The sequence below is a fragment of the Thermococcus sp. genome, assembly GCF_027011145.1.
GTDB lineage: Archaea > Methanobacteriota_B > Thermococci > Thermococcales > Thermococcaceae > Thermococcus.
The window spans coordinates 38,530-63,666 of record NZ_JALVAO010000015.1; the positions used below are offsets into that span (position 1 = coordinate 38,530).

Sequence of the window (25,137 nt, forward strand, 5' to 3'; positions counted from 1 at the left end):
CTAACTAAAGGTTGCCATGACGGATTTAGATAGTATTAGAGCCCTAGCCGAAAGGGGTCAGTTCGAAGAAGCTCTCGAGAGGGTGTGGGGGCTAGATGATGAGCTTGAACAAATTGAAGCTCTTGTGAGTGTTGCCCTCACAATAAGACGTAAAGGTGGGCCAGAGGATTGGATTCCGGGCATCTTAGAAGATGCAGAATACATAGCCGACCGCTCAAAAGATCCATATCTAAAGGCCGTGGGATACTCCATAGTCGCATTTGCATTTCACACCCTTGGGTACTACCAAGAAGCTTCTGATGTCTTTACAACTGCCATAGAAGAAGCGGGAAAAATTAAAGACCCCCTTCTTAAGGGTGAAGCCCTTGCAACCATAGCCTACTATGTTGCCACAACTGGAGACGCTAAAACAGCAATGGGGCTCTTTGATGTTGCCTTCGAGGTTATAGCAAGGGCAGAGGTCTCATATAGGAACAAGGTTGACGGTCTTCTGAGGATAGCAGAACTCATAGAGAGCGCAGGTGATGAGTTGTTATCAAAAAAGGCTATTGGCTTCTACAGAACGGCCTTCGACATTTTCGACAAGCTTCACGTAAACCAGAGGGCTGGAGTTACCGAGAAAAAACTCCAGTTGGCGGAGATAATGAGCGAAACAGGGTTACCCGAGATAAGGCATGCACTACTTGAGGGACGCTACCGCTATGCCTTGGCCCTGATAAGGAAGAAGTTCAAAGGAGTATCTAGACTGATCGGAGAACTTGAAGTGGCCCTCTGGATGAAGAGAGTGAACGAACCGACGTACGTCGATGTCGTAAGGGATGCCCTGAGGGAAGCTGAGAACGTTGAGCTTTCACCGGCAAGCGCCCAGAGGGTTGCCATGCTCCTGACCCAGCTTGGAAGTCTCAAAGATGCACTTACGTTTGCTATGAAAATAAATGACCTAGGAAGGAAGAGCAGTGCGCTCAGGGGGATAGCAATGGCATTGGCCGAAAGGGAGGAATACGAGGAGGCAAGAAAAGTCGCGGAATCAATACCCCTGCCGGAGGTCAGGGCGGAAACCTTAAGGGACATCGAGACCATGTCCCTTGGGTGAGCCCATGATTTTCGATGCGCACTCGGACTTGCCGACCTTCATCTACGACGAGAGAAAAGCCGGAAAAACGCGCGTCCTCGAGGACAACTACGGGAAATTCTTCAACGGCTGGGTTAGTTCGAGGGTTATGGCAATATGGACGAGGCCCGATAAGAGAAAGGAGGCAACCGTTTACGGGCTGGAGGTCCTCAACGCTTTTCTAAGGGATTTGGAGGAAAGTGAGCGCTTCGAGCTCGTGAGGAACGTTGAGGAGATGAAAAAGGTAATTGAAAATGGCAGGGTTGCCCTATGGCTCGGCCTTGAGGGAGGAGAGCCCATAGGCGAGAGCCTCGACCTTCTGGAGGTCTTTTACAGGCTCGGCCTGAGGGTTCTAACCCTGACGTGGAGCCTGAGAAATGCCATAGGCGACGGCGTCTTCGAGAGAACCAACGGCGGGCTTACGAACTTCGGCGTCGAAGTCGTTGGAAAGGCTGAAGAACTCGGGATAGTCGTGGACTTAAGCCACATCAACGAAGCCGGCTTCTGGGACGCACTCGATGTTACATCCTTCCCAGTCATAGCATCGCACTCCAACGCGAGGAAGCTCTGCGACAACAGGAGGAACCTGACGGACGAGCAGTTGAAGGCAATAGCCGAGAGGGACGGCGTCGTTGGGGCCGTTGCGATACCGGGCTTCGTGGACAAAGAGAAGCCAACGCTCGAGAAGTACGTGGAGCACATCACTTACATGGCCGACCTTATTGGCTACCGCCACGTTGGTCTCGGCTTCGACTTCGTCTACTACCTCAAGGGCTGGAGCGGAAGGAGCGTTGAAGGCTTTGAGAACGAGTCAAGGATTCCCACGCTGGTTGAAAAGCTTAGGGAAAACTTCAGCGAGAAAGAGGTTAAGGCAATAGCCTTCAAGAACTTCGAGAGGGTTTTTGAAAGAATAACCTAAGGCCTCCTGAGGAAGGAAGGCAACCTCAAATGGCTCCTGCTGTTTGAAAATTTCACGAAGCCTAGGAATCTGGTTTCACCGGTCAGTTTAACGGAGAGCATTCCAAGAAGCCTCGAACGCTCGAATGTTGAGCGGAATGACTCCGTGCTCAGTTCGGCCTCAAGGACTGGAGGCCTGTATATACCAAGCATTATGTCCAGTTCCCTGTCAGAGGCCCCTTCGGCCCGACCCTTTTTGAATGCTTTAAATGCCTGGGGGAAAACGTTTCCCCTTTCTGCATCCCTGAAAACGTGCTCTTTAAGTTCCCTCGACCAGCCACTCCATGCCAAATGCCCGGCATATCCAAAGAAGTATCCGAGGAGATAGGCCTTTCTAACGGGATTCTTCTCCGATAGTATTTCGGCCAGCGTTACAGGTTTCCTTCGGAAGCGTCTCCTCATATAAGTGGCCCCCTAACGGAAAGTCCTCTCGAGCCAAACTCGATGCGATACATCCTCGTCTCGTGATTTGTTCTGCGCATCTTGAGAACCTGGATAGCCCTAACCATTTTAACGCCGTCGAGATAGTAGTGAAGCATTATGACGCCATCAACGAGGTAGTGCTCCTCGGTGTAGCGGTCGAGTTCCGTAAGTTCTGCAACGAGAATGCTCGTTATGCCAAGGCTCTCAATCGTCCTCAAAAACGTTGCCAGTTCCGCCCTCTTCTCGGCAGGGTCGGTCGTCGGAAAGTCTATGGCAGTCAGCGGGTCTATAGCGAGGCGCGAAATCTTGGCTTCCCTTGCCAAATCTTTTATCCTGAACATGACGCTACTCCACTGAGGTGGCTTGGCGGTCGAGCCCCAAAGTTCTTTTCCAAGGTCATAGAGAATGAGGTTTCCCTGTGCAACATAGTCTTTAACTTCAGGCTCGAAACGCTCGAAGTCCTTGATGACCTCTTCAGGATTGTGCACGAGAGAGATGTAGGCAACCTTTTCCCCGTTCTTTGCACCCTCCACAAGGAACTGCATAGCGAAAGTTGTCTTCCCGCTTCCAGGAGGTCCAGTGACAAGGTAAGCTTTTCCTGCGATAAAACCGCCCTCAATAAGTTCATCAAAGCCAGGAACACCAGTGCGAACTCGCTCATCGAACTTCATATTACCTCTCCTCCCACTTATTAATAAGTGAGGTAAACCTATATAAAAAGATGTCCCATCTCGGAGGAGGGAATGGTTATGGAAGCATATTTCATAACTGCCAAGGATGCAAGAAAACTTTTACTATCAAAGGGTCCTGTAAAGCTCAACCTCGACCTCAGGAAGACCAACAGAACGTGGACAATAGAGAGGGAGGGAGACGAGTTCGTATTCCCCGACGGCACGAGGGTCTTGAAGGAGGTAATCGAAAAAATAGCGAGGGACGATAAGAGCGTGTACTTCATCAAAAACGGGGGAGTTTACAAGGCGGCGATAGCAGGTGAAGGCTTCTACAAGCTCGTCCCGACGATTCCACCTACGATAGAGATAAACGGCATAAGGATGCATCGCACGAAAGAAGTAAACCCCCTTCAGGACACGAGGAACAAGGTGAACGCGGTGAAGCCGAAGGAGGGCGAAACGGTTCTGGACACCTGCATGGGACTAGGCTACACTGCTATAGAGGCCTCAAAGAGGGGGGCCTATGTTATAACGATTGAAAAGGACCCCAACGTGATTGAACTCGCGAGAATAAACCCGTGGAGCAGGGAGCTCTTCACAGGCGGGAGAATACAGGTCATTCAGGGAGATTCCTTCGAGGTTGTAAAGAGGTTCAACGACGAGAGCTTTGACGTGGTAATCCACGACCCACCGCGCTTCTCTTTAGCAGGTCAGCTCTACTCGGAGGAGTTTTACCGCGAGCTCTACAGGATTCTCAAACCGGGCGGAAGGCTCTTCCACTACGTCGGCAACCCCGGGAAGAGATACAGGAGGAAAGACCTGCAAAAAGGCGTTATGGAACGCCTCAGGAAAGCCGGTTTCGTTGGAGTTAAGCGCGTTGAGGAGGCCCTCGGCGTTGTGGCGAGGAAACCTTCCATCACACGAGGACAAAGCCCCTGAAGGCAACCCGGGTTCCGGGCGTTAGTTCCTCCGAAAACATCACATCGGAGCGAACTTCCCGTCTGATTGCGTAGACACTCGACGACTCAAGCTCAACCGAGCCAACTCTGAGGGCCAAGACTTTAAGGGACTCATCCGGGAGGGTGGCCAGAAAACCGGAGTACCTTTCGCCGGTTTCGACGTCCTCAAAAGTGCCGAGATATGTTTTTGGTTCCCCATAGGCCAGACCAATGACGTCAAGCCCTCCGAAGACTTCCTCAGCAACGGTTCTAAGAGATGCGAGCTCTTCCAACCTGTTCCAGGGTTTCCCAACCGTGAACTCAAAAACACCCGGGCTTATCCTGGAGTCAACCTCCACGCTCCTCTCAAAGACCAAGTCGTTTCCTACGCTAAAAACCCTAAACCTCGCGACCATGGACGATAAAACATCTCAGCTTTTATAAATTTTTCGATAAACATCGGTAAATTTAAAAGAATTTTCGAAAAAAAGCTGTGAAAATGGAAATCATTTTAGAACCTTTTCAACGTCGAAGCCCTCTTCATGCTTCTTCAGTTTCCTCTCAAAGAACTCAACGAAGAGCTTGTAGCGCTTTGAGCGGTGCTTCGGACTTCCTCTTATGCTGTGCCCGTGTGCACCGCGCTTGAAGACGGCTATGTAGGCCTCCTTGCCCATGTCCCTGAGCACGTTGTAGAACATCAGGCTCTGGTCGAAGGGACAGCGATAATCTTCCAGCGAGTGAATCAGCAGGATTGGGGCCTTAACGTTCTTCGCGTAGAAGAGCGGGCTCAGCTTCCTGTAGTTATCGTTTTCGAGCGGGTTGGGGCCTATCACTTCCACGTCGTACCAGAGGCCTATGTCCGAGAAGGCATAACTGGTCAGCCAGTAGCTTATGCCGTTTTCACTGATGCCTGCCTTGAACAGGTCGCTCTGCGTTAGGGCCCAGTTCGTCATGAATCCACCGTAGCTTATGCCGGTTATTCCAACGCGCTCCTTATCCGCTTGTGGCTCGAGCTTGAAGAACTCCTCGACGCCGTTGAGAATGTCCTGGAAGTCCTCAAGACCTGTTCTCTCAAGAACCCTAAGCGCGAAGTCCTCGTTATAGCCATCGCTACCGCGCGGGTTGACAAAAACCACGTAATAGCCTTTGCTCGCCATCAGCTGCATCTCGTAGACGAAGCGGTGGCCGTACATTCCCTTCGGCCCGCCGTGGACGAAAACGATGACGGGAGCCTTCCCCCCTTCCTTGAGCTCGGGTTTAAGGTACCAGCCGTCTATCTCCAGGTCTTTGCTCTTAAACCTGAAGTGCCTCGGCTCAAAGGTCTTAAGCCTCCCGAATATCGGCCCGTTGTAGTCGGTTATCTGCTTCAGCTCGCCGTCGTAGAGGTAGAGCTCACCTATCCTCGTTGCAGTCATTATGAGGAGTAGGGCCTTTCCGTTGCTGGCATCCAGGCCGTAAATCCAGTGGTTTCCAACGACGACCCTCTCGGCCCTGCCGTCCCAGAGCCAGAGGTGAACGCTACCGGCATCGGGGGTCAGGAAGTAAACCTTCTCGTCGGTCAGCTTCGCGCCCCAAACGTCAAGCGGGCCCTCGTAGACCGGCTTGAGCTCGCCGTCGTAGATGTAAAGCCACTCGTGCTCGCTGATGAACCTCTTTTCCTTTTTACCCCTCAGGAGAATCGCCTTCCCGTCGGAATCGATGGCCTCAAAGGAAACCCTCTCGAAGAGCTTCTCCTCTTCCCCGTCCTTCCAGAGGTAGATGTCGTAGAACTTGAATAGGGCCGGCTTCGAGCCCTCGCGGTGCGGGACGTTGATGACAACACCATCGCCGTGCCAGAGACCGCTGGAAAAGCGGGGCTTCTCGAACTCCTCGATGATTTCCTCGCTCTCCGTGTCGAGAATCCAGAACGTTGTCTTCTCCCCGTCAAGGAATCCCATGCCGTCGAACCAGAAGGGAACCTCACTGTCGAAAACGAAGTCGTCATCATCATGCCTCTTGAAGCCAACTATGAGGAGCCTCCTCGAGTCGGCGTTCCACTGGATTGAGCGGACGTTCTTGGCCGAGAGAACCTTCTTGGAGCTCATAGTTTCGAGCTCGGCAACCCAGACCTCGGTTTCCTTCTTCTCCTCGTTCTGCCTTGTGAAGGCGAGCTTCTTTCCATCCGGAGAAATCCTGGGCATCGAGGCGTTCTCGACGAAGCGCCTTGAGCCCCTCTCGATGTCCTCAACGACGACAGTGCTCTCGTATTTGTTTTCCTTCATGTTCACCTTCGTCAGTGTGTAGGCTATCTTATCCCCCTCAATCCTCGGGTCGTTCAGGTAGGCAAAGCGAGAAAAGGTCTTCTCGTCCCATTCGATATTTTTCATAACGTTATCACCAAACTATGAGGAACACTCCAGTATATAAGGTTAACTTGAGTGAGCAGAAGAGAGCACTAAGAACCTTTAAAAGGAAACGCGCGATAAGTCGAACAGGTGTTGAAAAATGAGAGAAACTACGGCCATCGCAATAATCTTGGCAATTGGTATCGCTGTATCCTTGATTTTGAGGGATTACATTGGAATAACCATAGCCGCATTGGGAATACCCGCTTACTTAGCCTACACAGCGAGGGAACAGAACATTCTCGCCAAATCAAGGCTCTACGACAGAGACCTGTTTCTCATGATTGGAATCTCGGTGGTGGTAATACTGGTCTTCAACTACTTCCTCGATCCGAGGGTTGGGCTTATAGCACTTGCAATAGTCGTTCCGCTTCTAGCTCTCTATGCAGACAGGTTAAAGGCTGGAAAGAAGGCCCAGAAGGCGTGAAAGGTTTCCACTCCTTTTATACTCCCTGAGGGCTTCCTTCACTTCCTCCCTGAAGTTTTCATCGAGACCGAACTTCCTATAGAGCCTCTCGGATATGGCGTTTCTGCCGACGAAGAGCATGGAAAACGCCGACGTCAGGTTGTTGGGCTTCCTCCAGCCGGCCTTTTCAAAATCAATGATGTAAACTCCGTCGCCAACTATTATGTGCTTTCCACCCTGCATCTGACCGTGGTCGAGGCCAAGCCTGTCGAGTAAAGCCGTCTTTTCGGCTATCTGAAAGAGGTGGCCCTTCTCCATATCCCCATATAGCACAGGTTCGCCCTCAGCGAATTCCCTGACGATGTAGGGAAGTCCCTCAAAGGTTCCCGTGAAGAGTAGCGGAGGCGTAATGCCGAAGGGCTCTATTGCCTTCAGTATTTTAGCTTCCCTCTCCAGGTTGTTCCTCGGAGAATCCGGCCTCTGGAGCTTCACTATGGCCCTTTTTCCCCCAAGTTCGCCGAGGAAGACAAGGCTCGTAGTCCCCTTGGAGTATGGCCTTACTCTCTCGAATCCGAGTTCTTCAAGGTGGTTCAAAAAGCGTTCTAGTCTTTTCCTTCCAAGAACGTCTTCGAACATCATCTCGATAATCTTTAAATAGTGCCTCGGTTAAATACTTTTGGTGATAGCCCATGGTGACGGCTTTTATTTTGATGGTTACGGCCGCTGGAAAGGAAAGGGAAGTTATGGAGAAGCTTCTTGCCATGCCTGAGGTTAAAGAGGCCTACGTTGTTTACGGAGAGTACGACCTCGTTGTAAAGGTTGAGACCGACACTCTCAAAGACCTTGACCAGTTCATAACTGAAAAGATAAGGCGCATGCCCGAGATCCAGATGACCTCTACGATGATAGCTATCTGACCCTTTCTATTCTTCCTACTAAAAGAAAGAAAAATCACTTGTTCATCATGAGCCTTATTCTCTCGGCGGAATCCTTGGCCTTGTCGGAGATGTTACTTAGCGTTCTTGCCACGTTTAGGATGTAGAAGCCCGTGCTCCAGTCAAACCTATCGGCGTTCTCGAAGACGAGTCTCATAAGCTCCGTGTCCAGCTCGTCTATCGCTTTCTCAACGTCTTCAATTGCCTTTATTAGCTCGTACTCCCTCTCGATTTCCTTCTCGGCAAACCCGCTCTCTATGACCCTGTCCATCTGGACTATGGCCTCGTGAACGAGCTTCGCCGCCTTTATGCTCTCGGTTCCCATCTTCAGGATAACGTCCTTAACTTCCTTGGGAATGCCATCGGGCCTTCCAACGAGGAGCCATTTGGCCGTGTCCTCAGCCGAGTCGGCCACCTTGTCCTGCATGTGAAGGTATATGAGGACGTCCTCGCGCGATACTGCCATCATAAGCCTTGAGCTTAGGGAATCACGTATCTCCTCTTTTATCCTGTCGGCTATGTCCTCAAGTCTGTCAACTTCCACAGCCAAATCCCTCATTTCATCGTAGTTCCCATGATACCAAGCGTTTAGAGCTTTCTCAAGTGTCTTAACCGTCTCCAGAACAACTTCTGCATGTTTTATCAGGGGCTTGAAGGGACTCTTTGCAAAGAGCTTCATCCAGACCTGCATGATATCACCCCACGAGCAGGAGGATCTTGAATATAACGGCACTTATCAAACCCGCAACAGGAACCGTGACGAACCACGAAATGATTATATCCCTCAAGATTGAAGTGTTTATCGCCTTAACTCCCCTTGCAAGGCCAACTCCAACTACGGCCCCGACGACGGTATGCGTTGTGGAAATCGGCATTCCCAGCCAGCTGGCAACGAGTATAACCGTGGCGGCAGAGAAGTCTATGGAAAAACCCCTCGTGTTAGTGAGCTCAGTGATCTTCTTCCCCACAGTCTCCATGACCTTGTAACCGTACATGAAAATTCCAATAGCTATGCCAAGGCCACCGAGGGCCAGTATCCACCTCGGAACGGGAACTTTCATGCCACTCAACCCAACTGTCAGAACAGCATAGGCGGCCGCTATGGGCCCAACGGCGTTGGCAACATCGTTGGAACCGTGGGCAAGGGCAACGTAGCCGGAGGTAACGACCTGAACCTTCCGGAATATGCTCTCAACCCCAATGTAAGGGTCACTTGGCTTGAATTTAACCCTTATGAGCGCGTATGTAAGGAGGAACACGACGAATCCTGTTGGGATACCGTAGAAGATGACGCCCTTAGCTAAATCAGAGCCGTGCAGAACCTTGATGTAAAACATCGTTCCGATAACTATAAAAGCCAGACCGGTCCAGAAGGGCGCCCAGTGTCTGGCGCTTCTTAGAGGGTCGTCCCTTGCAAGAATCGTCCCCCTTATCGCCTTGAACACGAAGAAAGCTACGATTGCTCCAAATATCGGAGACAGAATCCAGCTGAGAACCACCTGGCCAAGCTTCCCCCAGTCCACTATACCACTCCCCGCGTAAACGAGACCGTAACCCACTATCCCCCCGATTATGGAGTGAGTTGTAGAAACCGGCAGTCCGTTGTATGTCGCAAATATTAACCAAATGCTAGCCGCCAAAAGGGCGGAAAGAGAACCGTAGACTATAACCATTGGGTCATGAATCATGTTCACATTGAGTATCCCCTTCCTAATGGTATCGGCGACGCTTTTCCCGAAGAAATAGGCACCGAGGAAGTTCATTGTCCCCGCTATAATAGCTGCCTGTTTTGGTGTTATTGCCCTAGCCCCGACAGCCGTTCCCATGGAGTTCGCCACGTCGTTGGCACCGATGTTCCACGCCATAGCAAAACCGAGAATCACCGTTACCAGCAACAGCGGATCCATAAATTCTCACCGGACGTGGGTGAATGAGTCAAAAATAAATACTTTGTCGCAATAGAATATATCTTACTAACAATCTCTATATAGACACAAATAGAATAAAGAGAAAGGTTCAGGAAGATACTTTAACCACCTTTATGTTAATCTTGCCTCCGCTTTCCATCGTAAGGACAACGTAGTGATAGAAACCGCCTTCATTTGGTGGGGCATATAGGGGAGCCCCTCCACCGCCCGTTATGATGAAGTGAACCCCGTCGTAGGTTCCGTTCCAGTAGATGTGAATGTGGCTGAAGATTCCAAAGGCATTGTATTCCTTCATCAGCTTGAGGAGTTTTTGGGCACTGGACTCGCTCATGGCATGGTCGTCTCCTCCGGGCCTCGGGTCGTAGGGAGGAGCGTGCATAACTATGACTGGCCTCTCACCGCGCTTTTTGGCCAGTTCAAGCTGTTCCTTAATCCATGCAAACTGCTCATCGGTGAGGCTGTAGTCGTTGCTTATGTCGTTGGCAAAGATGTAGCGGTAGTTTCCAAGGCTGAAGGCGTAGTCGGTTGGTCCGAAGTAGTAGTGGAAGATACTAACCCCCTCACCCTGGTACTCGTGGTTTCCAACGGCTATGAAAATCGGCTTGTTCCAGTGCCAGACCTCCATGAGGTTGGCCCACTGGTAGATTGTGCCCGAGTAGACGAGGTCACCGCCGTCTATGACGAAGGCGCCCTTCTCCCCGTTTATATCCTTCATTATCTGGAGGAACACAGCCGGTGGTTTGTCACCGCTCGCAGGCCTGTGGTCACCGAAAGCGAGAACGGTGTAGTTGCTCACGTTCTTTGCCACTACCGAGAAGCTCGCCTTATCTGTGGTGAACTCAACGGTCGTGTTGTCGAGAACCTTGGCGTTCTCCGGGAGGACCATCAGCTCTGGATTTACGTTCTCCAGAACGTACGTTATCGGAACGTTCTTTGAGTTCTTGACATTAACGGTAACGTTGAAGCCGAGGGCCCTTATGTAGACAGTAGTGCCGTTGACGAGCCTTATGAAGCCCCCGCTGACTGTGATGTTCTCGCCTTTAACAACGCGCCAGTAGTAGTTGAAGGGCTCATCGTAGAGGAGCTGGTAGAGTTCGTAGTGCTCGTCCTCATCGGGAATACCGTTGAAGTTGACGTCGCCTATTTCCTTCAGAACGATTCCCTCAAAGGAACCCGAGCGGACGATGGAATTCGGGTCAACGCTGAGCTTTCCGTCCTTGAGTCCCCTGAGGAAGTAGAGGGAAGCTCCAACACCGGCCTTACTGGTTCCGCTTACGACCATGACTGGACCCCTGTCCGAGTCCATTATCGCTATTACCCCCAGCCACGGCCCCGGAAGGTGTGTTCCGTACTTGTAGGCTATGTAACCGAATGGTTCAAGCTCCTGAACCTGAACCGGTTTCCCAAAGAGCACCTTTGACTTAACCTCGTCCTCCGGCGAGAGGACAACTATACCGCTTCCCTTAAACTCGGAGAACGGCTTAACCTTTGCCTCCGGGAAGTAGTGCTTGACCAGACTTTCATAGCCCTCGCTGACGTAGAAGGTCTCGTTAAAGAGCTTCCACCAGCTTCCAATTACTTTCCCCGTAGGATACTTGGAGAAATTAATCCCGGTTGTTGTGGTGGACGTCTGTCCGTTTGATGTGCTCGATGTCTGGGTCGAGCCTATGCACCCACCGGCCAGGACAACGAGTACCAGAACGATTCCAAGCAGGCGCTTCATACAACCACCCCCTGAAACTCTATGTCTACCTTAAAAGTGTGAAGGTTTAAATACAAAACCCATTAAGAACCGACGGTGGTAGTATGTTCGTGGGATATTACAAAGATGTTCCGGAGAAGGACACCGGATTTGAGGGCGTAACCATCAGGTGGCTCGTTTCTCCAAAGCTTGGAGCCAAGAACTTCGCCATGCGCTATTTTGTCATGAAGAAAGGAGCCGAAATTCCGATTCACCAGCACGACTGGGAACACGAGATTTTCATCGTCAAGGGCGAGGGGATAATAACCAACGGAAAGGATGAACACCACGTTAAAGCCGGGAACTTCCTATACGTCCCGCCAAACGAGCCCCACGGATACAAAGCTCTGAGCGACACCTTCGAGTTCCTCTGCATAATTCCGGCCAAAAAGGAGGCAATTCCAGAGGAGGAGTGGGCCTAACGCCTGTAATACCTTTTCAACTTTTTCCTTTTGATGGCAAGAAGGGAAGGTTTTGACCACTTGGGTTTGGGCGGTTCCTCCTCGAGCAGAATGAGAGCTATCTCATAGGCTATAGTCCCTATTATGAACAGAAATATCAGAAGAACGATAAGAGGCGTGTAATACCATATCATGCCAACCTTTGGAATGACCAGAATCACTTTTCCTATAACCTGCTCAGGGTAGACGCGCCAAGGATCCGTATACTTCCTGTTGTCACCCTTTGTTATAAAATAAATTCTCCCACTGTTATCTGTCCTAATGGCAACTATTCTGTGGACTATTCTATATGTTGAGTTTCCAATGTGAATTTCATAGAGTATAACATCGCCAACATGGAGCTCCGAGGGGGAAACGGGTTTTGTTACAACCAAGTCGCCGGGGTTTATGTGGGGTTTCATTGAGTCCGTCAGGATAACAACGTACTGAAAACCGAAAACAAAGTGGAGAATGAGAATTAGAACAGTGAAAGTAATGAATACATAAGATAGAACAACGGAAAACTGAAGTTTAGTCATTAAGCACCACCTGATTTACAAAGACCTGATTAGAGAAGCTTAAAAATTAAACGTTAGAAATAAACAAAAGCTACATCACGGTCCCTGATAGATTACATAAACCTCAGCAACTTTAGTCAAGGGGATATTTGGGTCAAACGTTACAGTGCCACTCGTGCTGTTGGTCAGTGTGGTTGTGTTGTATGCAACAAGAGCTCCAGTGCTATCATAGAGCTTTATGTATATTGTCCCGGTAACATTTGTATCCAAGGTAAAACTCACACCCGCAATATAGTCCGGATTAGTAGAGCTAAGTATCCATGTCACGTTTGCAGCCTTGACATCACTTGTAATAACGCTCGAACCAGCTCCCAGCTGTTGAACGTTGACTGTAATGAGGGGAACGGCCAAGGCTGCACCTACTACTGTAACAACAAGTGCAAAGACTAGAGGCAATAGCTTCTTTCTAGTGCTACTCCTCATTCAACCCACCTCCGTTTAACCTCTATTTCCACTGGAAAAGCAAGTATAAATAGTTTTCTAAAATGAACCACAAGGATTCGATTTCTGTGTTAAATTGAACACAATTAAAACCCAAAGTTATTGAAGAATCCCCAAAATTAAAAGATTGAAGCCCAGCCTCAAACAACAACTCCCCGGAGATACGTGGAACCGGCCCAAGTAACTCTAGCCCTTGTGATTTCGCCGGATTTCCCTGAGTCGAGGATTATCTCCTTGTAGTTGAAGGTCCTCCCCTCGATTCCGCCCTTCTTTCCGGGGCCGTGGACGAGAACTTCAACCGTCTTTCCAGTGTAGGCTTTGTTAATCTCGTAGGCTATCTGAAGGCGAAGCCTGTGGAGAAGCCTTGAGCGCTCCTTTACGAGCCAGCCCGGCAACTGTTTCCATTTAGCGGCTATGGTTCCGGGCCTCGCCGAGTAGCGGGAGACGTTAACCTTGTCCGGCCTTATTCTCTTTACCAGCTCGACAGTGTTTTGGAACGCTTCATCGCTCTCCCCCGGAAAGCCAACTATGATGTCCGTGTTGAGGTTTAAGTTAGGGATTTTTCGCCGGAAGACCCTCACTATCTCCTCGAACTCTTCAACGGTGTAGTTCCTACCCATTCTCCTGAGGATTTCATTGTCCCCGCTCTGGACCGGCAGGTGGAGAAAACGGTAGACCTTATCATTCAGGTAAGCCTCAACCAGCTCATCGAGGATTTTTATAGCGTGATTTGGGTTCATCATGCCTACTCTAACCCGGAAGTCACCTTCAATGGCCGTTATCTCGTCGAGAAGTTTTGCCAAGTTCGTTCCGATGTCGAAGCCGTAGCAACCGGTGTCCTCGCTTGAGAGAATAATCTCCTTATAGCCCCTCGCGAGCGCTTCCTTCACCCATTTAAGGATAAGCTCGGGTTTGTAGCTCTTCAGAACGCCCCTCGCGAAGCGCGTCGCGCAGTAAGTGCAAGCGTTCAGACAGCCCTCTCCTATCGGAATCACGAAGGAAACGCCCGGCTTCCACAGCCTGGGAAGTTCGAGCTTGTCAATGTTCCTCTCTCGCCAGCCCTCGACGCTTATAAGCTTCCCCCCACGCTCGGCCACGCTTATCGCTTCGGCGATTCTGTCTATGCTCTTAACCCCGAGGATTCCGGAAACGCGGGGGTCTATGGCTTTAGGATTCACGTGGACGAGACAGCCCGTTGCTATGACCCTCTTCCCCGAATCTATGAGCTCCCTTATTCGCCTCGCCATCTTGAGCTCCGTTGGGTCTTTGACGGCGCAGGTGTTTACAACAACGTAGTCCGCTTTCTCCGGACTCTCAGCCAGCTCATAGCCGGCTCTAAGCAGAATGGCTTCCATAATCTCGCCATCGGCCCTGTTCCTTGAACAGCCGTAGCTCTCGACGTAAACCCTGACCATCGGAGCGGGCTGATGGAAGGGGTTTAAAAAAGTTTAGAAAAACTAACGGGTATTAACACTAAGAACAAGAACGTTGCTCTGTTCGTTGATAAAACGAAGATTTACATTTTCAATATCTGGAGGATAGTCCAATGGCTCATATGGGTAAGCAAAATACAGAAGAACTAATCGGTGTGTACTATCTGCTGGCAATCTCAAGGTTATTGGAACTGAAACAATTTCATTCTTGTGTAAATATCCAAAGTACACAGTTCTATTTCCTATAGGGATCTGCTTGTAATCCAAGAATTGAACGAGAGCAAAGGTTTGAAGGTTATCCTCTGTATTGCCTATTACCGCGAAATATTTTAACGTTGAAGATTGATTTACAGAAACTTTATACCAAATAGTATTACCACAAGCTTTTTTTGTTAATAAGAGATATGCATCCAACTCCGTGTTGTTTTTTGTGCACAATAAAGGACGCTCAAAAAAGGGAAGTCTCAAGATTGGTTCACCTGCGATAAGTTGAAGTCTAAAACCGTAGAGAATGTGGGAGTCCTGTTCCTCAGTTGAGTATGGACTCGGGAAGACGCCCACAAATACGTCATGCCATCCATCTGACACATTTGGGATTTTAAATCTAAAAAACCTATATTCCATATTCCCTAAAGTTACATAGTGAGTAAGATTGAGCTTGCCATCGAGGTAAAAAGGAATTTCCTTATAATCAAGGAGCACGAAAACGAGATAATCATTCTTTTTTGCATTTGCAAGAAAAACATAACCAGAGAAAGAACTATTAACATGATACACCGCTCTTTTAAAAATTCCATCAGGATAACTTGGTTTAGAGTAGAGACCAAAGCCAAAGTAATTAGGTCGAGATCTCATTAGTTCATTAAGAGAATAATTGCCCACAGTAAGGTTCTCACTTAAGGAAGACTGTGATGAGACCATATTAAAAGAGGAAGCTTTAGAGCCCTTCTCTGGAAGGGTACTAGTTTTTTCGTAATACAAATTGTAGACAATTAAGCTACATATCAATATACTCAAAAAAAATAGTAACAAAAAGGGCACGTTTCATAAAACTCACCTCGAGACGCTTACGGTTAACTCAGGATACCAGTTCTGAAATCTGGCATCTTCAAACCAGTAATTAGTCGTTGCAAGATACCTTTCGTAATGTGCCCTATCACTCCAAACATCACTTGCATACCAGCCATTCCATTCATCATGCCTGCCCCGATGAACAATATGCCATTCTAAGTCATAATAGGCTTTTACAGTACTCTCAAGACCTATGTGATCAATATTAAAAGGATTGCCTTTATCAGTCCTAGATTCAGCGTTTGAAGAGAAATAAACAGTTTTCCTGAAAATTCCTTTAATGTATATTGTAGCACTAGCCCTCCAGATAACTGTTGTAGAAGCTGAAAGAATACTTGCATCTTTAGTCCACTTGGCCCACGAGTGTACATTTGCAATACTTTGGGTATTAGCCATGGCAAAGCCACTGCTTAGCACTACAAAAAAACAAAACCAACAAATATGTATTTTGAGGTCATCTTAGACCACCAATATCAAGAAGAGACATCATACTATTTAAGATTTTTTTCTTTGAATTTTAAAAGAAAATGAACTAAAAGAGTACCAACACACCGAGACATCACTCGATGACTGAAGCGAAAGCGAACTTCCTCTTGACGGAGTTAATCACAATCTCGACTTCGTCCCCGACCTGAGTGTTCGGGACGAACACAACGAAGCCCTGAATCTTGGCGATTCCATCTCCACCCTTGCCAAGGCTCTCAATCTTAACGGTGTAGCGCTCTCCAACCTTAACAGGGGCCTCGTTTCCATAGTTTCTTCCATATCCATATCTATCTCCGTACATACACAACACAACCTACAGACTTCTGGAACTCTCTCACCCTGAGAAGAGTCCCACTGGGCGGTCGGGTCGAGAGTATATAAAGCTTTGGGTTTCTTCGCCGGGAAACAAAAACGTCGTGATTAAAACCTTTCGTTAGAAACGGATAACTCAAAAAAGCGTTTAAACATTCTTTTCCTAAATTTAAAGTGGGGAGGAGAATTCAAAACGAACACAGGAGCGGGGGTGGTAACTTGAGGGTCCCCGTCGTTTGTCCGTACTGCGGGGTTGGGTGCAGGCTCTACATCGAAAAAACTCCCGAAGGTTACAGGCTGGATTACGCTGACGATATACCGGGCATTCCGAACGAGAACGGAAGCCTCTGCCCGAAGGGGAACGCCGTTCTCGATTTGCTCTCAAAGGACAGGCTGAAAAAACCTCTCAAGGCAAAGGAAGAGGGAAAGTTCGTCGAGGTAAGCTGGAGCGATGCTATTAAAGAGGTCGCCGAGAGACTAAGGGAAATAGCCAGAGACGACCCCAACCAGCTCATGTTCTTCGGCTCGGCCAAAACATACAACGAGCCCAACTACCTGATTCAAAAGCTGGCCAGAATGCTCGGAACCAACAACATCGACCACTGCGCGAGGCTCTGCCACTCCTCGACGGTTGCGGGCCTGAAGGCCGTCTTCGGTGCCGGAGCCATGACCAACACCTACCGCGACATCGAGATGGCGGACGTGATAGTGATTTGGGGTCACAACTACGCTGAAACCCACCCGGTCGGCTTCCGCTACGTCCTCAAGGCCAAGGAGAGGGGAGCAAAAGTCATCGTCGTTGACCCGCGCTATACAAGAACCGCCTGGTTCTCGGACATGTTCCTCCAGCTTTATCCCGGAACAGACATAGCCCTCGCCAACGGCATGATGCACGTTATAATAAAACACGGCCTCTACGACAAGGATTTCGTTGAAAAAAGAACCGTTGGCTTCTCAGAGCTGAAGAAGACCGTAGAGAAGTACCCCCTCAAGAGGGTGGAGGAGATAACCAGCGTCCCTGCAGAGCTGATAGAGGAAGCCGCGGTAACGTTCGCCAGGGCCGAAAACGCTGTCATAACGTGGGCAATGGGATTAACACAGTCGGTTCACGGCTACGACAACGTCAGGGCCGTTGCGACGCTCATAGCGATAACCGGGCACATAGGAAAGCCCGGAAACGGTGCATCACCCATGCGTGGCCAGAACAACGTTCAGGGTGCCTGTGACCTGGGTGTTCTTCCAAACGTCTTTCCCGGCTACCGGCCGGTAACGGACCCCGAAGAGAGGAAAGCCTTCGAAAAATTCTGGGGGGTTCAGCTCAGCGGTGATGTGGGCCTTACAACGGTCGAGGCGACCCATGAAGCGCTGAGGGGCAGGCTTAGGGCCTACTACATAATGGGTGAAAATCCCGTCATAAGCGAGGCCAACTCAAGGAACGTCCTCAGGGCCCTTAGAAAGCTCGAATTCCTCGTCGTGCAGGACATCTTCCCCACAGAGACAACGAGATTGGCGGACATCGTTCTGCCCGCAACCTCGATGCTCGAAAACGAGGGTTCCCTCACCAACACGGAGAGGCGCGTGCAGTGGAGTTTCAAGGCCATAGAACCGCCGGGGGAAGCGAGGCCAGACTGGTGGATAGTGAGCGAGATAGGAAAGGCGGTTGGCTTCACGGAAAGTGGAGCGAAGGGCTTCAACTACACCTCCCCGGAGGAGATACTGAGGGAGATAAACGCAATCGTTCCCCAGTACAGGGGGATAACGCCCGAGAGACTCAAGAAAAACCTCGCCGGAATCCACTGGCCGTGTCCGAGCGAAGACCACCCGGGAACGAGGGTTCTCTACACCGAGAGGTTCTTAACACCCGACGGGAAGGCCCATCTGGCTTCCGTTGAGCACAGACCACCCGCGGAAACGCCTGACGAAGAATACCCGCTGATTCTGACGACGATGCGATACGTCGGGCACTTCCACACGCTGACCATGACCGGGAGGAGCGAGCTCCTGAGGAAGCGCTGGAGGGAGCCTTTCCTCGAGGTTCACCCGAATGATGCGGAGCGCTTTGAGCTAAAAGACGGGGAATGGGCGCTCATCGAGACCAGACGTGGCAGGTACGTGGCGAGGGTGAAAGTGACGAAGGCGGTGAAGCCCGGCGTGGTTGCTATTCCATGGCACTGGGGGGCCAACGTCCTGACGAACGATGCCCTCGACCCGGTTTCAAAAATCCCGGACACCAAGGCATGCGCCTCTCGAGTCAAGGCCATTAGCGATGCCGAGGCGAAGCGTATTTTGGAGGAGCTCAGGAACGAGGGGGTGGTAGCGTGACCGGAATCCTGATTGACCCCGGCAAGTGCATAGCATGCAGGGCCTGCGAAGTTGCCTGTGAGAGGGAACACGGGAGGAGCTTCATCACGGTCTTTGAGTTCGAAGGCTCGGCAGTACCCCTCAACTGTCGCCACTGCGAGAAGGCGCCGTGCATAGAGGCCTGCCCAACTGGAGCGCTTTTCAGGGATAAAGACGGGGCTGTGATGGTAGACGTCAAGAAGTGCATAGGGTGCGATATGTGTCTCCTGGCGTGTCCCTTTGGAATACCTGAAATGGCTGGAAAAATCATGGTAAAGTGCGACCTCTGTCCTGAAAGAAGGGCCGAGGGGAAGCTCCCCCTCTGCGTCCAGACCTGTCCAACGAGAGCGCTAACCTACGAAGAGCCCAACGAGTTCTCCGTAAGGAGGAGAAAGTCCTACGCCGAGAGAATCGCCCTCAGGAGGGCCCATGATGTTCCCCAACTTTGACTGGGAAAAATGCATAGGCTGTATTGCCTGCGTAAGAACCTGCAGAGGCGGGGCTTTGAGCTACACCGACAGAGAGGGAATCAGGACGATAACCTTTGAGCCCGGGCTCTGCGACGGTGATTTGCTCTGCCTCGAGGTCTGTCCGGTTGGAGCGATAGAGCCCTCCCCCAAATCCAGTGGTGACTCGGCAACGTTTCCCCTAGCCCGGTGTGAAAACTGCGGTAAACTGACAGATTTCACGGTTAAAGAGGTCGAATGGGGGAAGGAGAGGGGTCTTTTCGATGTTTTCCTGTGTCCGGAATGTAGAAGGGTCGAATCGGCAAAGAGGATAGGGGAGGGATTTGAATGAACGGCATAAACTTCGCCTTTCACTGCCTTGAGAGGCCGGAGCCGAGCGGAAAAAGGGTCGCGATAATAGGGTCAGGACCCGCGGGACTTTCCGCGGCCGGCTATCTGGCCTGCAAGGGACATGAAGTCCACGTTTACGACAAACTGCCCGAACCGGGTGGACTTATGCTCTTCGCCATTCCAGAGTTCAGGATTTCTGTTGAGAGAGTCAGGCTCGGCTACAGGGATTTGATGGAACGAATGGGGGTGAAGTTCCACACGGGTGTCAAGGTTATCTCGGGCGAAAGAAGGGACGAGGGAGACGAGTTCGTTGAGAAAACGATTGATTTCGAGGAGCTTGTAGAGAGCTTCGACGCGGTTCTCATTGCAACGGGAACATGGAAGTCATGGGTTGCAGACATCCCCGGAATCGAGCTTGAGGGAGTCTTCAAGGCCCTTGAGTACCTATTCAAAATAAAGAGCGCCAAACTCGGCCACATGGGCTGGAGCAAAGTCCCGGAGATAAAAGGCAAGCGCGTGATGGTTGTCGGGGCAGGGCATACGGCCTGCGACGTTGCAATGGAGAGCCTTCTTCTTGGAGCAGAGAAGGTCTACATGAGCTACCGCAGGACGATAAGGGAAGCCCCTGCAGGAAGCTACGAGATAAACCTTCTCCGCGAAAAGGGCGTTGAGTGGCTCGAACTGACGATGCCGAAGAGAATCCTCGGAGAGAACGGAAGGGTGAAGGCCGTTGAGCTCGTCAGAACAAAACTCAGCGAGCCCGATGAGACCGGAAGGAGAAGACCAGTACCGATAGAGGGGAGCGAGTTCACGGTTGAGGTTGACTACGTGGTCTGTGCCATGGGACAGATTCCAACACCGCCCTTTGGGGAGAACGTCGGAATAGCGACAGATAGAAAGGGCAGAATCGTCGTTGATTCCCGGCACATGACGAGCAGGGAAGGTGTCTTCGCGGCCGGGGACGTTGTTCTCGGCCCTTCGCTTGTTGGTAGGGCAACGAGGGACGGCCTATACGCGGCGCGCGATATTCATCTCTGGCTTACGGGGGTGAGAGCATGAAGCTCCTCGTCGATTTCAACGCCTGCATAGGTTGCGAAACCTGCGAAGCGGTGTGCGACTTCATCCACGACGGAAGGCCTAACATAAGGGTCGTCTTCGCGAGCAACGGTGTTGGCGTTCCGATTAACTGTCGCCACTGTGAGGAAGCGCCCTGTATGGCCGTCTGTCCCGTGAACGCGATTACCCGCGATAAAGACGGGGCCGTGATAATAAACCAAGAGACGTGCATAGGATGTCTCATGTGCCTCTCAGTGTGCCCTTTTGGAGCGATAAGCTACGAGCCCGTCGTTAAGGTCGTCTACAAGTGCGATATGTGCGCCGAGAGAAGGGCCAAAGGACTGAAGCCGGCCTGCCACGAGATGTGTCCCGCTAACGCTATCTACTACGGACCCGGAGATGGGGAGGAGAAGAGGATAAAAGTCGCAGAGATAATCGCACGGAACCTCTGAATTTCCAGACATATCCACCGAAAACCGTTAAAGTTCGTTAGTGCTTACAATAAAACATGAAAGCTCCTAAACCTTTGGTTTACAACAAGGTGTTTCCTACCTTTTTTTACCAAACTGAGCTTTAAAAAAGCGTTTTAAGTCAGAAAGAGAAGTTTCAAATCGAGAGTAAAGGAAAGCGTTAATGCGGAGGTGGTAGCTTGCCGTTCATAGTCGCGTTCGTCTTTGCATACCTCATCTGGCTCGTTTTAACTGCCGGGACGAAGGGACTACTATGGGACACCCAGGAGCTTATAGCCGGCCTGATATTCGCGCTCATAGTCGGCTACGCCACGAGAGACGTTGTTGGGGATAAATCAGCCCGCTTCCTGAACCCCCTGAAGTGGATTGAATGGATTGCCTACGTACCCGTACTCTTCTGGGGGATGGTTAAGGCCAACCTCCACGTTGCTTATCTCGTCATAACGGGAAAGATAAGGCCGGGAATCGTCAGGGTTCCGGTGGAACTTGAGAACGATGCCCAGTACACGATTCTCGCCAATTCCATTACCCTAACCCCGGGAACGCTGACAATAGACGCCTGTCCGGACGAAAAGGCACTCTACGTCCACTGGATTGACATTCCTCCCGGCTTAGAAAGGCCAGAAAACTCGGAACCGGTTTCTGGACCCTTTGAAAAATGGGCGAGGAGGCTGGGAAGATGATTGACCCGGTGTTCTTCTACGCAACCCTGCTCGTCTCGATAGCATCGTTTCTAACGATACTGAGGATTATGCTGGGCCCGAGCATTCCGGACAGGGTCGTCGGAGTGGACACCCTGAACACACTGGTCGTTGCGACGATGGTTCTTCTTGGAGCGGCCTACGACAGGACGATTTACATTGACATAGCCATAGTTTACGCCCTGCTGAGCTACATCGGAACCCTTGTCATAGCCCGCTACCTGCAGGGGGGATTGCAATGATTGAGTACCTGATTTACGCCTTCCTTTCGATAGCGATAACCTTCAACATTCTGGGGAGCATAGCCCTGCACCGTTTCCCCGACGTTTACACCCGCCTTCACGGAGCTACGAAGTGCACAACCTTCGGAACGATATTCGCCGTTCTGGCCGTTGTTACCCACGCCCTCAACCAGCTCCAGATTACCGGCGACCCGAAGTACCTCCAGATGGCCCTCCACAGTTTGGTTGCACTCGTTGCTTTACTCCTCACGAACCCTGTCAGTGCCCATGCAATAGCCAAAGCGGCACATCTGAGCGGATACAAGCCAGCTAAAGCGGTTGTTGACGCCTATGAGGAGAAGCTCGGGGGTGAGGCGGAATGAAGGCACTAACGATTGACATGACGATTCAGGCGATAATACTCATCGGCGTCCTAATAACCGCTTATCTGACTATTCGCTTCAAGGATTTACTTGCCGCCGCGCTGATGTCGGCCGCGATGAGCCTGCTCCTCAGCCTTGAGTTCTACATGCTCCACGCACCTGACGTGGCTATAGCAGAGGCGGCCGTTGGTGCCGGAGTAGTTACCGCCGTGATAGTTTACGGCATAGCCAAGACGGACAGGTGGGAGGTGGAACCATGAAAAGAACGCTCGCTTACCTCTCACTGTTCTTCATTCTCGGAGTTCTCCTCTACATAGCGAACCCCAACTACGGGCTCGTCTTTGGTCCCGGCGGGAAGGAGTGGCTTTCGCTCCGCTATACGGACAACTACTACATTACCCACGGTCTAAAAGAGGTAGGCGGTATGAACATCGTCACGGACATAGTATTTGATTACAGGGGTTACGATACGATTGGAGAAGCCACGGTTCTCTTCACGGCCATAGCCGGTGCCATAGCGCTTCTAAGGCCCTGGAGGGGGGACGAGTCATGACGTGCAGGCCAAGATGCGGTAGCGACATGGGGCTCATCGTCAAGACCTCTGCGAGGGCTATAATCCCCCTCATAGGCATCTTTGGAGCCTACATAGTCATGCACGGTCATCTAACGCCGGGAGGTGGCTTCCAGGGTGGTGCCACCATAGCGGGAGCAGGGATACTCTTCCTCGTCTCCTTCGGCCTCGACGAGATGAAGAAGCACTACAACAAGAGCCTTTACTCGGCTCTGGAAGGGATAGGAGGCCTTGTCTTCCTCGGCGCGGCGATGCTGGGAATGGGTGTAGCCTTCTTCTACAACATCCTCTGGCACAACGGGCCCTTCTTCAACGGAAAACCGGGAACGCTACTCTCGGCCGGATTTCTGCCCATAATGAACTTAGCGGTAGGATTGAAGGTTTTCACGGGATTGATTAGCGCCCTCACCGCGATAGCCCTCTACCGGAGGTGGAAGTCATGATTCAGTTCCAGTTCATCACCGCGTTCCTGCTCATAGTCCTCGGAATCTACGCCTTTCTGGCAAAGAGGAACCTAATCAAGCTAATTTTAGCGCTTGACATAATAGACTCCGGAATCCATCTCCTCCTAATCAGCCTCGGCTACCGCATAGAGCTGAACGAGGTACCAACCGCTCCAATTTATACGGGTTATGAAACGCTGAAGAGCCCGATGGTCGGGCCTTTGCCCCAGGCCCTGGTTCTAACGAGCATAGTCATCGGCGTCTGTGTGCTTTCCCTCGCAATAGCCCTGACGATAAACGCCTACCGCCACTACGGGACCCTTGACGTGAGAGCTCTAAGGAGGTTGAGGGGATGAACGGCGAGGCAATACTTCCCTACCTCATAATCATTCCCCTCTTTGGAGCGTTCTCGATGCCAATAGTGAGCCTGGCTGGAAGGAAGGCAAGGGAAGCGTGGGCCGTTATTATAAGCGGTGCTACATTAGCACTGGGTTCGGCGCTCTTTTACTACGTCTGGGAGAGCGGAAAAATAGTCCTCTACACCCTTGGAGCGAAGAGTCCACTTGGCCAAGGCGTTAACTTCCCGATAAGGATAGTCTGGGAGGTCGACACCTTCGGTGCCCTCATGGTGCTTATGGTGACCTTCGTATCTTTCATGGCGGTGATTTACTCCCTCGGTTACATGAAGCACGATACCGGCCTCGACAAGTACTACACACTCATCATAATCCTAGAGCTCGGAATGCTCGGCATAGCGATAACCGGAGACCTCTTCAACTTCTACGTCTTCCTTGAGATAATGAGCATAGCCAGCTACGCCCTGGTTGCCTTCAGGAACGACACCTGGGAGGGCATTGAGGCAGGCATCAAATACATGTTCGTCGGCTCGATAGCGAGTTCCCTGATTTTGCTCGGCATAGCCCTTCTCTACGGTCAGTATGGAACGCTGACGATGGGATATCTGGCCTTAAAGCTCTCCCAGAATCCCACGGTCGTTGGAAAGGTTGCGCTGGCGCTCTTCATAGCGGGGCTTCTCTTCAAGAGCGGTGCTTCCCCGGTTCACATGTGGCTTGCCGATGCACATCCCGCCGCTCCAAGCTCGATTTCGGCTATGCTTTCAGGTCTGGTCATCAAGATAGGAGGAATCTACGCCCTAACAAGGATTCTATTCAGCATCTACGGAACCAGCATTAGCACGAAGACGGTGGGCTGGGTCATCATCGTCTTCGCCTGTATAACGCTGATAGTCGGCAACGCCATGGCCGTAATCCAGACGGACATGAAGAGGCTCCTGGCTTACTCCTCGGTCGGGCAGATAGGCTACATTCTCCTTGGGATTGGAATCGGCTTGACAGCTTATGGAAGCCAGACAGGGGAGATAGCTTTGGCTGGAGCAATCTACCACACCTTCAACCATGCCCTCATGAAAGCCTTGCTCTTCCTGATTGCAGGCGTTGTAATCCACCAGCTCGGGACGAGGAACTTGAACGAGCTGAGCGGATTGGCCAAAACCATGCCCAAGACAACCTTTGCCTTCCTCATTGGTGCGGCCGCGATAATAGGAATGCCCCCCCTCAACGGCTTCGCAAGCAAGTGGCTCATCTATGAGAGCTCAGCTATATTCAACCCGCTCCTGGGCGCGATAGCAATAATCGGAACGGCCTTCTGTACAGCAGCATACGTGAGGGTTCTCTACACCTTCTTCGGAAGGCCGAGTGAGAAGGTTATGAAGGCCAAAGACCCAGAGGGGACGATGCTCTGGCCGATACTAATACTTACAATCGCCATAATCGTCATGGGCCTCTTCCCGTGGCAGATAAGCGACAAGATAATGATTCCGGCTGTAAAGACCTTGGAGAACCAGCTGGCCTACGTGAGCACTCTCCTGGGGGGTGCGTGA

General features: G+C 51.0%; 33 protein-coding genes. 19 read left to right on the top strand and 14 right to left on the bottom strand.

What is annotated here, in order from left to right; genetic code table 11:
* Window positions 1-16: 16 nt before the first annotated feature.
* Window positions 17-1,093 carry a hypothetical protein gene (locus tag MVG27_RS01260; protein ID WP_297555950.1) on the top strand — a complete coding sequence of 359 codons (1,077 nt, stop codon included), beginning with the start codon at window positions 17-19 and terminating at the stop codon, window positions 1,091-1,093.
* 4 nt (window positions 1,094-1,097) lie between these two features.
* A complete protein-coding gene (locus MVG27_RS01265; RefSeq protein ID WP_297555951.1) occupies window positions 1,098-2,030 on the top strand; it encodes a dipeptidase in 933 nt (310 codons plus the stop codon).
* Here MVG27_RS01265 and MVG27_RS01270 read toward each other — a convergent pair.
* Both MVG27_RS01270 and MVG27_RS01275 read right to left on the bottom strand, forming a co-directional pair.
* Entirely contained in the window at window positions 2,027-2,470 is a 444-nt protein-coding gene (locus MVG27_RS01270) for a hypothetical protein (RefSeq protein WP_297555952.1), read from the bottom strand. The two genes, MVG27_RS01265 and MVG27_RS01270, sit on opposite strands and share 4 nt — an antisense overlap.
* Complete coding sequence (locus MVG27_RS01275) at window positions 2,467-3,162, bottom strand: ATPase domain-containing protein (protein ID WP_297555954.1); 696 nt, start codon at window positions 3,160-3,162, stop codon at window positions 2,467-2,469. Before MVG27_RS01275 ends, MVG27_RS01270 begins: the two co-directional genes overlap by 4 nt.
* A gap of 78 nt (window positions 3,163-3,240) precedes the next feature.
* Between MVG27_RS01275 and MVG27_RS01280 the strand changes: the two genes are divergently transcribed.
* Window positions 3,241-4,101 carry a methyltransferase domain-containing protein gene (locus MVG27_RS01280; RefSeq protein WP_297556000.1) on the top strand — a complete coding sequence of 287 codons (861 nt, stop codon included), beginning with the start codon at window positions 3,241-3,243 and terminating at the stop codon, window positions 4,099-4,101.
* Here the strand turns inward: MVG27_RS01280 and MVG27_RS01285 are convergent.
* Window positions 4,079-4,516, bottom strand: coding sequence for a hypothetical protein (locus MVG27_RS01285; protein ID WP_297555957.1), 438 nt, complete (start codon window positions 4,514-4,516; stop codon window positions 4,079-4,081). The genes MVG27_RS01280 and MVG27_RS01285 overlap by 23 nt on opposite strands.
* A gap of 90 nt (window positions 4,517-4,606) precedes the next feature.
* Window positions 4,607-6,466 carry a S9 family peptidase gene (locus MVG27_RS01290; RefSeq protein ID WP_297555959.1) on the bottom strand — a complete coding sequence of 620 codons (1,860 nt, stop codon included), beginning with the start codon at window positions 6,464-6,466 and terminating at the stop codon, window positions 4,607-4,609.
* Between the two features lie 118 nt (window positions 6,467-6,584).
* Between MVG27_RS01290 and MVG27_RS01295 the strand changes: the two genes are divergently transcribed.
* Window positions 6,585-6,911: a hypothetical protein gene (locus tag MVG27_RS01295; protein ID WP_297550359.1), complete on the top strand. Its 327-nt coding sequence runs from the start codon at window positions 6,585-6,587 to the stop codon at window positions 6,909-6,911.
* Here the strand turns inward: MVG27_RS01295 and MVG27_RS01300 are convergent.
* Entirely contained in the window at window positions 6,879-7,526 is a 648-nt protein-coding gene (locus MVG27_RS01300; protein ID WP_297550363.1) for a phosphotransferase, read from the bottom strand. The two genes, MVG27_RS01295 and MVG27_RS01300, sit on opposite strands and share 33 nt — an antisense overlap.
* A 53-nt stretch (window positions 7,527-7,579) precedes the next feature.
* Here MVG27_RS01300 and MVG27_RS01305 point away from each other — a divergent pair, with 53 nt between their 5' ends.
* Window positions 7,580-7,807: an Lrp/AsnC ligand binding domain-containing protein gene (locus MVG27_RS01305; protein ID WP_014122803.1), complete on the top strand. Its 228-nt coding sequence runs from the start codon at window positions 7,580-7,582 to the stop codon at window positions 7,805-7,807.
* Window positions 7,808-7,841: 34 nt separating this feature from the next.
* Here the strand turns inward: MVG27_RS01305 and MVG27_RS01310 are convergent, their stop codons facing one another.
* From MVG27_RS01310 to MVG27_RS01320, 3 genes are all read right to left on the bottom strand, one after another.
* Entirely contained in the window at window positions 7,842-8,516 is a 675-nt protein-coding gene (locus tag MVG27_RS01310; protein WP_297555960.1) for a TIGR00153 family protein, read from the bottom strand.
* 4 nt (window positions 8,517-8,520) lie between these two features.
* Complete coding sequence (locus tag MVG27_RS01315) at window positions 8,521-9,732, bottom strand: inorganic phosphate transporter (protein ID WP_297555962.1); 1,212 nt, start codon at window positions 9,730-9,732, stop codon at window positions 8,521-8,523.
* Between the two features lie 109 nt (window positions 9,733-9,841).
* Window positions 9,842-11,476: a metallophosphoesterase gene (locus MVG27_RS01320; protein ID WP_297555963.1), complete on the bottom strand. Its 1,635-nt coding sequence runs from the start codon at window positions 11,474-11,476 to the stop codon at window positions 9,842-9,844.
* Between the two features lie 83 nt (window positions 11,477-11,559).
* Between MVG27_RS01320 and MVG27_RS01325 the strand changes: the two genes are divergently transcribed.
* Window positions 11,560-11,916 (top strand): cupin domain-containing protein, encoded by a 357-nt coding sequence (locus tag MVG27_RS01325; RefSeq protein ID WP_297548451.1) that lies wholly within the window; start codon window positions 11,560-11,562, stop codon window positions 11,914-11,916.
* Here MVG27_RS01325 and MVG27_RS01330 read toward each other — a convergent pair.
* The 6 genes from MVG27_RS01330 to MVG27_RS01355 all read right to left on the bottom strand — a co-directional run bounded on the left by MVG27_RS01330 (window position 11,913) and on the right by MVG27_RS01355 (window position 16,244).
* Window positions 11,913-12,473 carry a signal peptidase I gene (locus tag MVG27_RS01330; protein WP_297548449.1) on the bottom strand — a complete coding sequence of 187 codons (561 nt, stop codon included), beginning with the start codon at window positions 12,471-12,473 and terminating at the stop codon, window positions 11,913-11,915. The genes MVG27_RS01325 and MVG27_RS01330 overlap by 4 nt on opposite strands.
* A gap of 75 nt (window positions 12,474-12,548) precedes the next feature.
* Complete coding sequence (locus MVG27_RS01335) at window positions 12,549-12,935, bottom strand: hypothetical protein (protein WP_297548447.1); 387 nt, start codon at window positions 12,933-12,935, stop codon at window positions 12,549-12,551.
* A gap of 158 nt (window positions 12,936-13,093) precedes the next feature.
* Window positions 13,094-14,368 (bottom strand): tRNA (N(6)-L-threonylcarbamoyladenosine(37)-C(2))-methylthiotransferase, encoded by a 1,275-nt coding sequence (locus MVG27_RS01340; protein ID WP_297548445.1) that lies wholly within the window; start codon window positions 14,366-14,368, stop codon window positions 13,094-13,096.
* Between the two features lie 42 nt (window positions 14,369-14,410).
* Window positions 14,411-15,367 (bottom strand): hypothetical protein, encoded by a 957-nt coding sequence (locus tag MVG27_RS01345; RefSeq protein WP_297555965.1) that lies wholly within the window; start codon window positions 15,365-15,367, stop codon window positions 14,411-14,413.
* 72 nt (window positions 15,368-15,439) lie between these two features.
* Window positions 15,440-15,874, bottom strand: a complete 435-nt coding sequence (locus MVG27_RS01350; RefSeq protein WP_297550004.1) for a hypothetical protein — start codon at window positions 15,872-15,874, stop codon at window positions 15,440-15,442.
* A gap of 142 nt (window positions 15,875-16,016) precedes the next feature.
* On the bottom strand, window positions 16,017-16,244 hold the full coding sequence (locus MVG27_RS01355; RefSeq protein ID WP_297469801.1) for a TRAM domain-containing protein: 228 nt from the start codon (window positions 16,242-16,244) through the stop codon (window positions 16,017-16,019).
* Window positions 16,245-16,474: 230 nt separating this feature from the next.
* Here MVG27_RS01355 and fdhF point away from each other — a divergent pair, with 230 nt between their 5' ends.
* The 13 genes from fdhF to MVG27_RS01420 all read left to right on the top strand — a co-directional run bounded on the left by fdhF (window position 16,475) and on the right by MVG27_RS01420 (window position 25,137).
* Window positions 16,475-18,577 carry a formate dehydrogenase subunit alpha gene (gene fdhF, locus MVG27_RS01360; RefSeq protein WP_297550002.1) on the top strand — a complete coding sequence of 701 codons (2,103 nt, stop codon included), beginning with the start codon at window positions 16,475-16,477 and terminating at the stop codon, window positions 18,575-18,577.
* On the top strand, window positions 18,574-19,044 hold the full coding sequence (locus MVG27_RS01365) for a 4Fe-4S dicluster domain-containing protein (RefSeq protein WP_297555967.1): 471 nt from the start codon (window positions 18,574-18,576) through the stop codon (window positions 19,042-19,044). Before fdhF ends, MVG27_RS01365 begins: the two co-directional genes overlap by 4 nt.
* Entirely contained in the window at window positions 19,025-19,393 is a 369-nt protein-coding gene (locus tag MVG27_RS01370) for a 4Fe-4S dicluster domain-containing protein (RefSeq protein ID WP_297555969.1), read from the top strand. Before MVG27_RS01365 ends, MVG27_RS01370 begins: the two co-directional genes overlap by 20 nt.
* Window positions 19,390-20,451, top strand: coding sequence for an FAD-dependent oxidoreductase (locus tag MVG27_RS01375; RefSeq protein WP_297555971.1), 1,062 nt, complete (start codon window positions 19,390-19,392; stop codon window positions 20,449-20,451). The genes MVG27_RS01370 and MVG27_RS01375 overlap by 4 nt, the downstream gene beginning before the upstream one ends.
* Window positions 20,448-20,900, top strand: coding sequence for a 4Fe-4S dicluster domain-containing protein (locus tag MVG27_RS01380; RefSeq protein ID WP_297555973.1), 453 nt, complete (start codon window positions 20,448-20,450; stop codon window positions 20,898-20,900). Before MVG27_RS01375 ends, MVG27_RS01380 begins: the two co-directional genes overlap by 4 nt.
* Window positions 20,901-21,097: 197 nt before the next feature.
* Window positions 21,098-21,601, top strand: coding sequence for a monovalent cation/H+ antiporter subunit E (locus MVG27_RS01385; RefSeq protein ID WP_297555976.1), 504 nt, complete (start codon window positions 21,098-21,100; stop codon window positions 21,599-21,601).
* Window positions 21,598-21,861 carry a cation:proton antiporter gene (locus MVG27_RS01390; RefSeq protein ID WP_297469797.1) on the top strand — a complete coding sequence of 88 codons (264 nt, stop codon included), beginning with the start codon at window positions 21,598-21,600 and terminating at the stop codon, window positions 21,859-21,861. Before MVG27_RS01385 ends, MVG27_RS01390 begins: the two co-directional genes overlap by 4 nt.
* A complete protein-coding gene (mnhG, locus tag MVG27_RS01395) occupies window positions 21,858-22,223 on the top strand; it encodes a monovalent cation/H(+) antiporter subunit G (RefSeq protein ID WP_297555978.1) in 366 nt (121 codons plus the stop codon). The genes MVG27_RS01390 and mnhG overlap by 4 nt, the downstream gene beginning before the upstream one ends.
* Window positions 22,220-22,483, top strand: a complete 264-nt coding sequence (locus MVG27_RS01400) for a DUF4040 domain-containing protein (protein WP_297469794.1) — start codon at window positions 22,220-22,222, stop codon at window positions 22,481-22,483. Before mnhG ends, MVG27_RS01400 begins: the two co-directional genes overlap by 4 nt.
* Window positions 22,480-22,776: a hydrogen gas-evolving membrane-bound hydrogenase subunit E gene (mbhE, locus tag MVG27_RS01405; protein ID WP_297469791.1), complete on the top strand. Its 297-nt coding sequence runs from the start codon at window positions 22,480-22,482 to the stop codon at window positions 22,774-22,776. Before MVG27_RS01400 ends, mbhE begins: the two co-directional genes overlap by 4 nt.
* Window positions 22,773-23,237 carry a Na(+)/H(+) antiporter subunit B gene (locus MVG27_RS01410; RefSeq protein ID WP_297469789.1) on the top strand — a complete coding sequence of 155 codons (465 nt, stop codon included), beginning with the start codon at window positions 22,773-22,775 and terminating at the stop codon, window positions 23,235-23,237. Before mbhE ends, MVG27_RS01410 begins: the two co-directional genes overlap by 4 nt.
* Window positions 23,234-23,593 carry an NADH-quinone oxidoreductase subunit K gene (locus MVG27_RS01415; protein ID WP_297074301.1) on the top strand — a complete coding sequence of 120 codons (360 nt, stop codon included), beginning with the start codon at window positions 23,234-23,236 and terminating at the stop codon, window positions 23,591-23,593. The genes MVG27_RS01410 and MVG27_RS01415 overlap by 4 nt, the downstream gene beginning before the upstream one ends.
* Window positions 23,590-25,137 (top strand): proton-conducting transporter membrane subunit, encoded by a 1,548-nt coding sequence (locus tag MVG27_RS01420; protein ID WP_297555981.1) that lies wholly within the window; start codon window positions 23,590-23,592, stop codon window positions 25,135-25,137. Before MVG27_RS01415 ends, MVG27_RS01420 begins: the two co-directional genes overlap by 4 nt.

Bases quoted from the DNA above. Each gene is read 5' to 3' on its own strand.
- MVG27_RS01260 (WP_297555950.1), top strand. From the start codon at position 17: ATGACGGATTTAGATAGTATTAGAGCCCTAGCCGAAAGGGGTCAGTTC.
- MVG27_RS01265 (WP_297555951.1), top strand. From the start codon at position 1,098: ATGATTTTCGATGCGCACTCGGACTTGCCGACCTTCATCTACGACGAG.
- MVG27_RS01270 (WP_297555952.1), bottom strand. From the start codon at position 2,470: ATGAGGAGACGCTTCCGAAGGAAACCTGTAACGCTGGCCGAAATACTA.
- MVG27_RS01275 (WP_297555954.1), bottom strand. From the start codon at position 3,162: ATGAAGTTCGATGAGCGAGTTCGCACTGGTGTTCCTGGCTTTGATGAA.
- MVG27_RS01280 (WP_297556000.1), top strand. From the start codon at position 3,241: ATGGAAGCATATTTCATAACTGCCAAGGATGCAAGAAAACTTTTACTA.
- MVG27_RS01285 (WP_297555957.1), bottom strand. From the start codon at position 4,516: ATGGTCGCGAGGTTTAGGGTTTTTAGCGTAGGAAACGACTTGGTCTTT.
- MVG27_RS01290 (WP_297555959.1), bottom strand. From the start codon at position 6,466: ATGAAAAATATCGAATGGGACGAGAAGACCTTTTCTCGCTTTGCCTAC.
- MVG27_RS01295 (WP_297550359.1), top strand. From the start codon at position 6,585: ATGAGAGAAACTACGGCCATCGCAATAATCTTGGCAATTGGTATCGCT.
- MVG27_RS01300 (WP_297550363.1), bottom strand. From the start codon at position 7,526: ATGTTCGAAGACGTTCTTGGAAGGAAAAGACTAGAACGCTTTTTGAAC.
- MVG27_RS01305 (WP_014122803.1), top strand. From the start codon at position 7,580: ATGGTGACGGCTTTTATTTTGATGGTTACGGCCGCTGGAAAGGAAAGG.
- MVG27_RS01310 (WP_297555960.1), bottom strand. From the start codon at position 8,516: ATGCAGGTCTGGATGAAGCTCTTTGCAAAGAGTCCCTTCAAGCCCCTG.
- MVG27_RS01315 (WP_297555962.1), bottom strand. From the start codon at position 9,732: ATGGATCCGCTGTTGCTGGTAACGGTGATTCTCGGTTTTGCTATGGCG.
- MVG27_RS01320 (WP_297555963.1), bottom strand. From the start codon at position 11,476: ATGAAGCGCCTGCTTGGAATCGTTCTGGTACTCGTTGTCCTGGCCGGT.
- MVG27_RS01325 (WP_297548451.1), top strand. From the start codon at position 11,560: ATGTTCGTGGGATATTACAAAGATGTTCCGGAGAAGGACACCGGATTT.
- MVG27_RS01330 (WP_297548449.1), bottom strand. From the start codon at position 12,473: ATGACTAAACTTCAGTTTTCCGTTGTTCTATCTTATGTATTCATTACT.
- MVG27_RS01335 (WP_297548447.1), bottom strand. From the start codon at position 12,935: ATGAGGAGTAGCACTAGAAAGAAGCTATTGCCTCTAGTCTTTGCACTT.
- MVG27_RS01340 (WP_297548445.1), bottom strand. From the start codon at position 14,368: ATGGTCAGGGTTTACGTCGAGAGCTACGGCTGTTCAAGGAACAGGGCC.
- MVG27_RS01355 (WP_297469801.1), bottom strand. From the start codon at position 16,244: ATGTACGGAGATAGATATGGATATGGAAGAAACTATGGAAACGAGGCC.
- MVG27_RS01370 (WP_297555969.1), top strand. From the start codon at position 19,025: ATGATGTTCCCCAACTTTGACTGGGAAAAATGCATAGGCTGTATTGCC.
- MVG27_RS01375 (WP_297555971.1), top strand. From the start codon at position 19,390: ATGAACGGCATAAACTTCGCCTTTCACTGCCTTGAGAGGCCGGAGCCG.
- MVG27_RS01380 (WP_297555973.1), top strand. From the start codon at position 20,448: ATGAAGCTCCTCGTCGATTTCAACGCCTGCATAGGTTGCGAAACCTGC.
- MVG27_RS01390 (WP_297469797.1), top strand. From the start codon at position 21,598: ATGATTGACCCGGTGTTCTTCTACGCAACCCTGCTCGTCTCGATAGCA.
- mnhG (WP_297555978.1), top strand. From the start codon at position 21,858: ATGATTGAGTACCTGATTTACGCCTTCCTTTCGATAGCGATAACCTTC.
- MVG27_RS01400 (WP_297469794.1), top strand. From the start codon at position 22,220: ATGAAGGCACTAACGATTGACATGACGATTCAGGCGATAATACTCATC.
- mbhE (WP_297469791.1), top strand. From the start codon at position 22,480: ATGAAAAGAACGCTCGCTTACCTCTCACTGTTCTTCATTCTCGGAGTT.
- MVG27_RS01410 (WP_297469789.1), top strand. From the start codon at position 22,773: ATGACGTGCAGGCCAAGATGCGGTAGCGACATGGGGCTCATCGTCAAG.
- MVG27_RS01415 (WP_297074301.1), top strand. From the start codon at position 23,234: ATGATTCAGTTCCAGTTCATCACCGCGTTCCTGCTCATAGTCCTCGGA.
- MVG27_RS01420 (WP_297555981.1), top strand. From the start codon at position 23,590: ATGAACGGCGAGGCAATACTTCCCTACCTCATAATCATTCCCCTCTTT.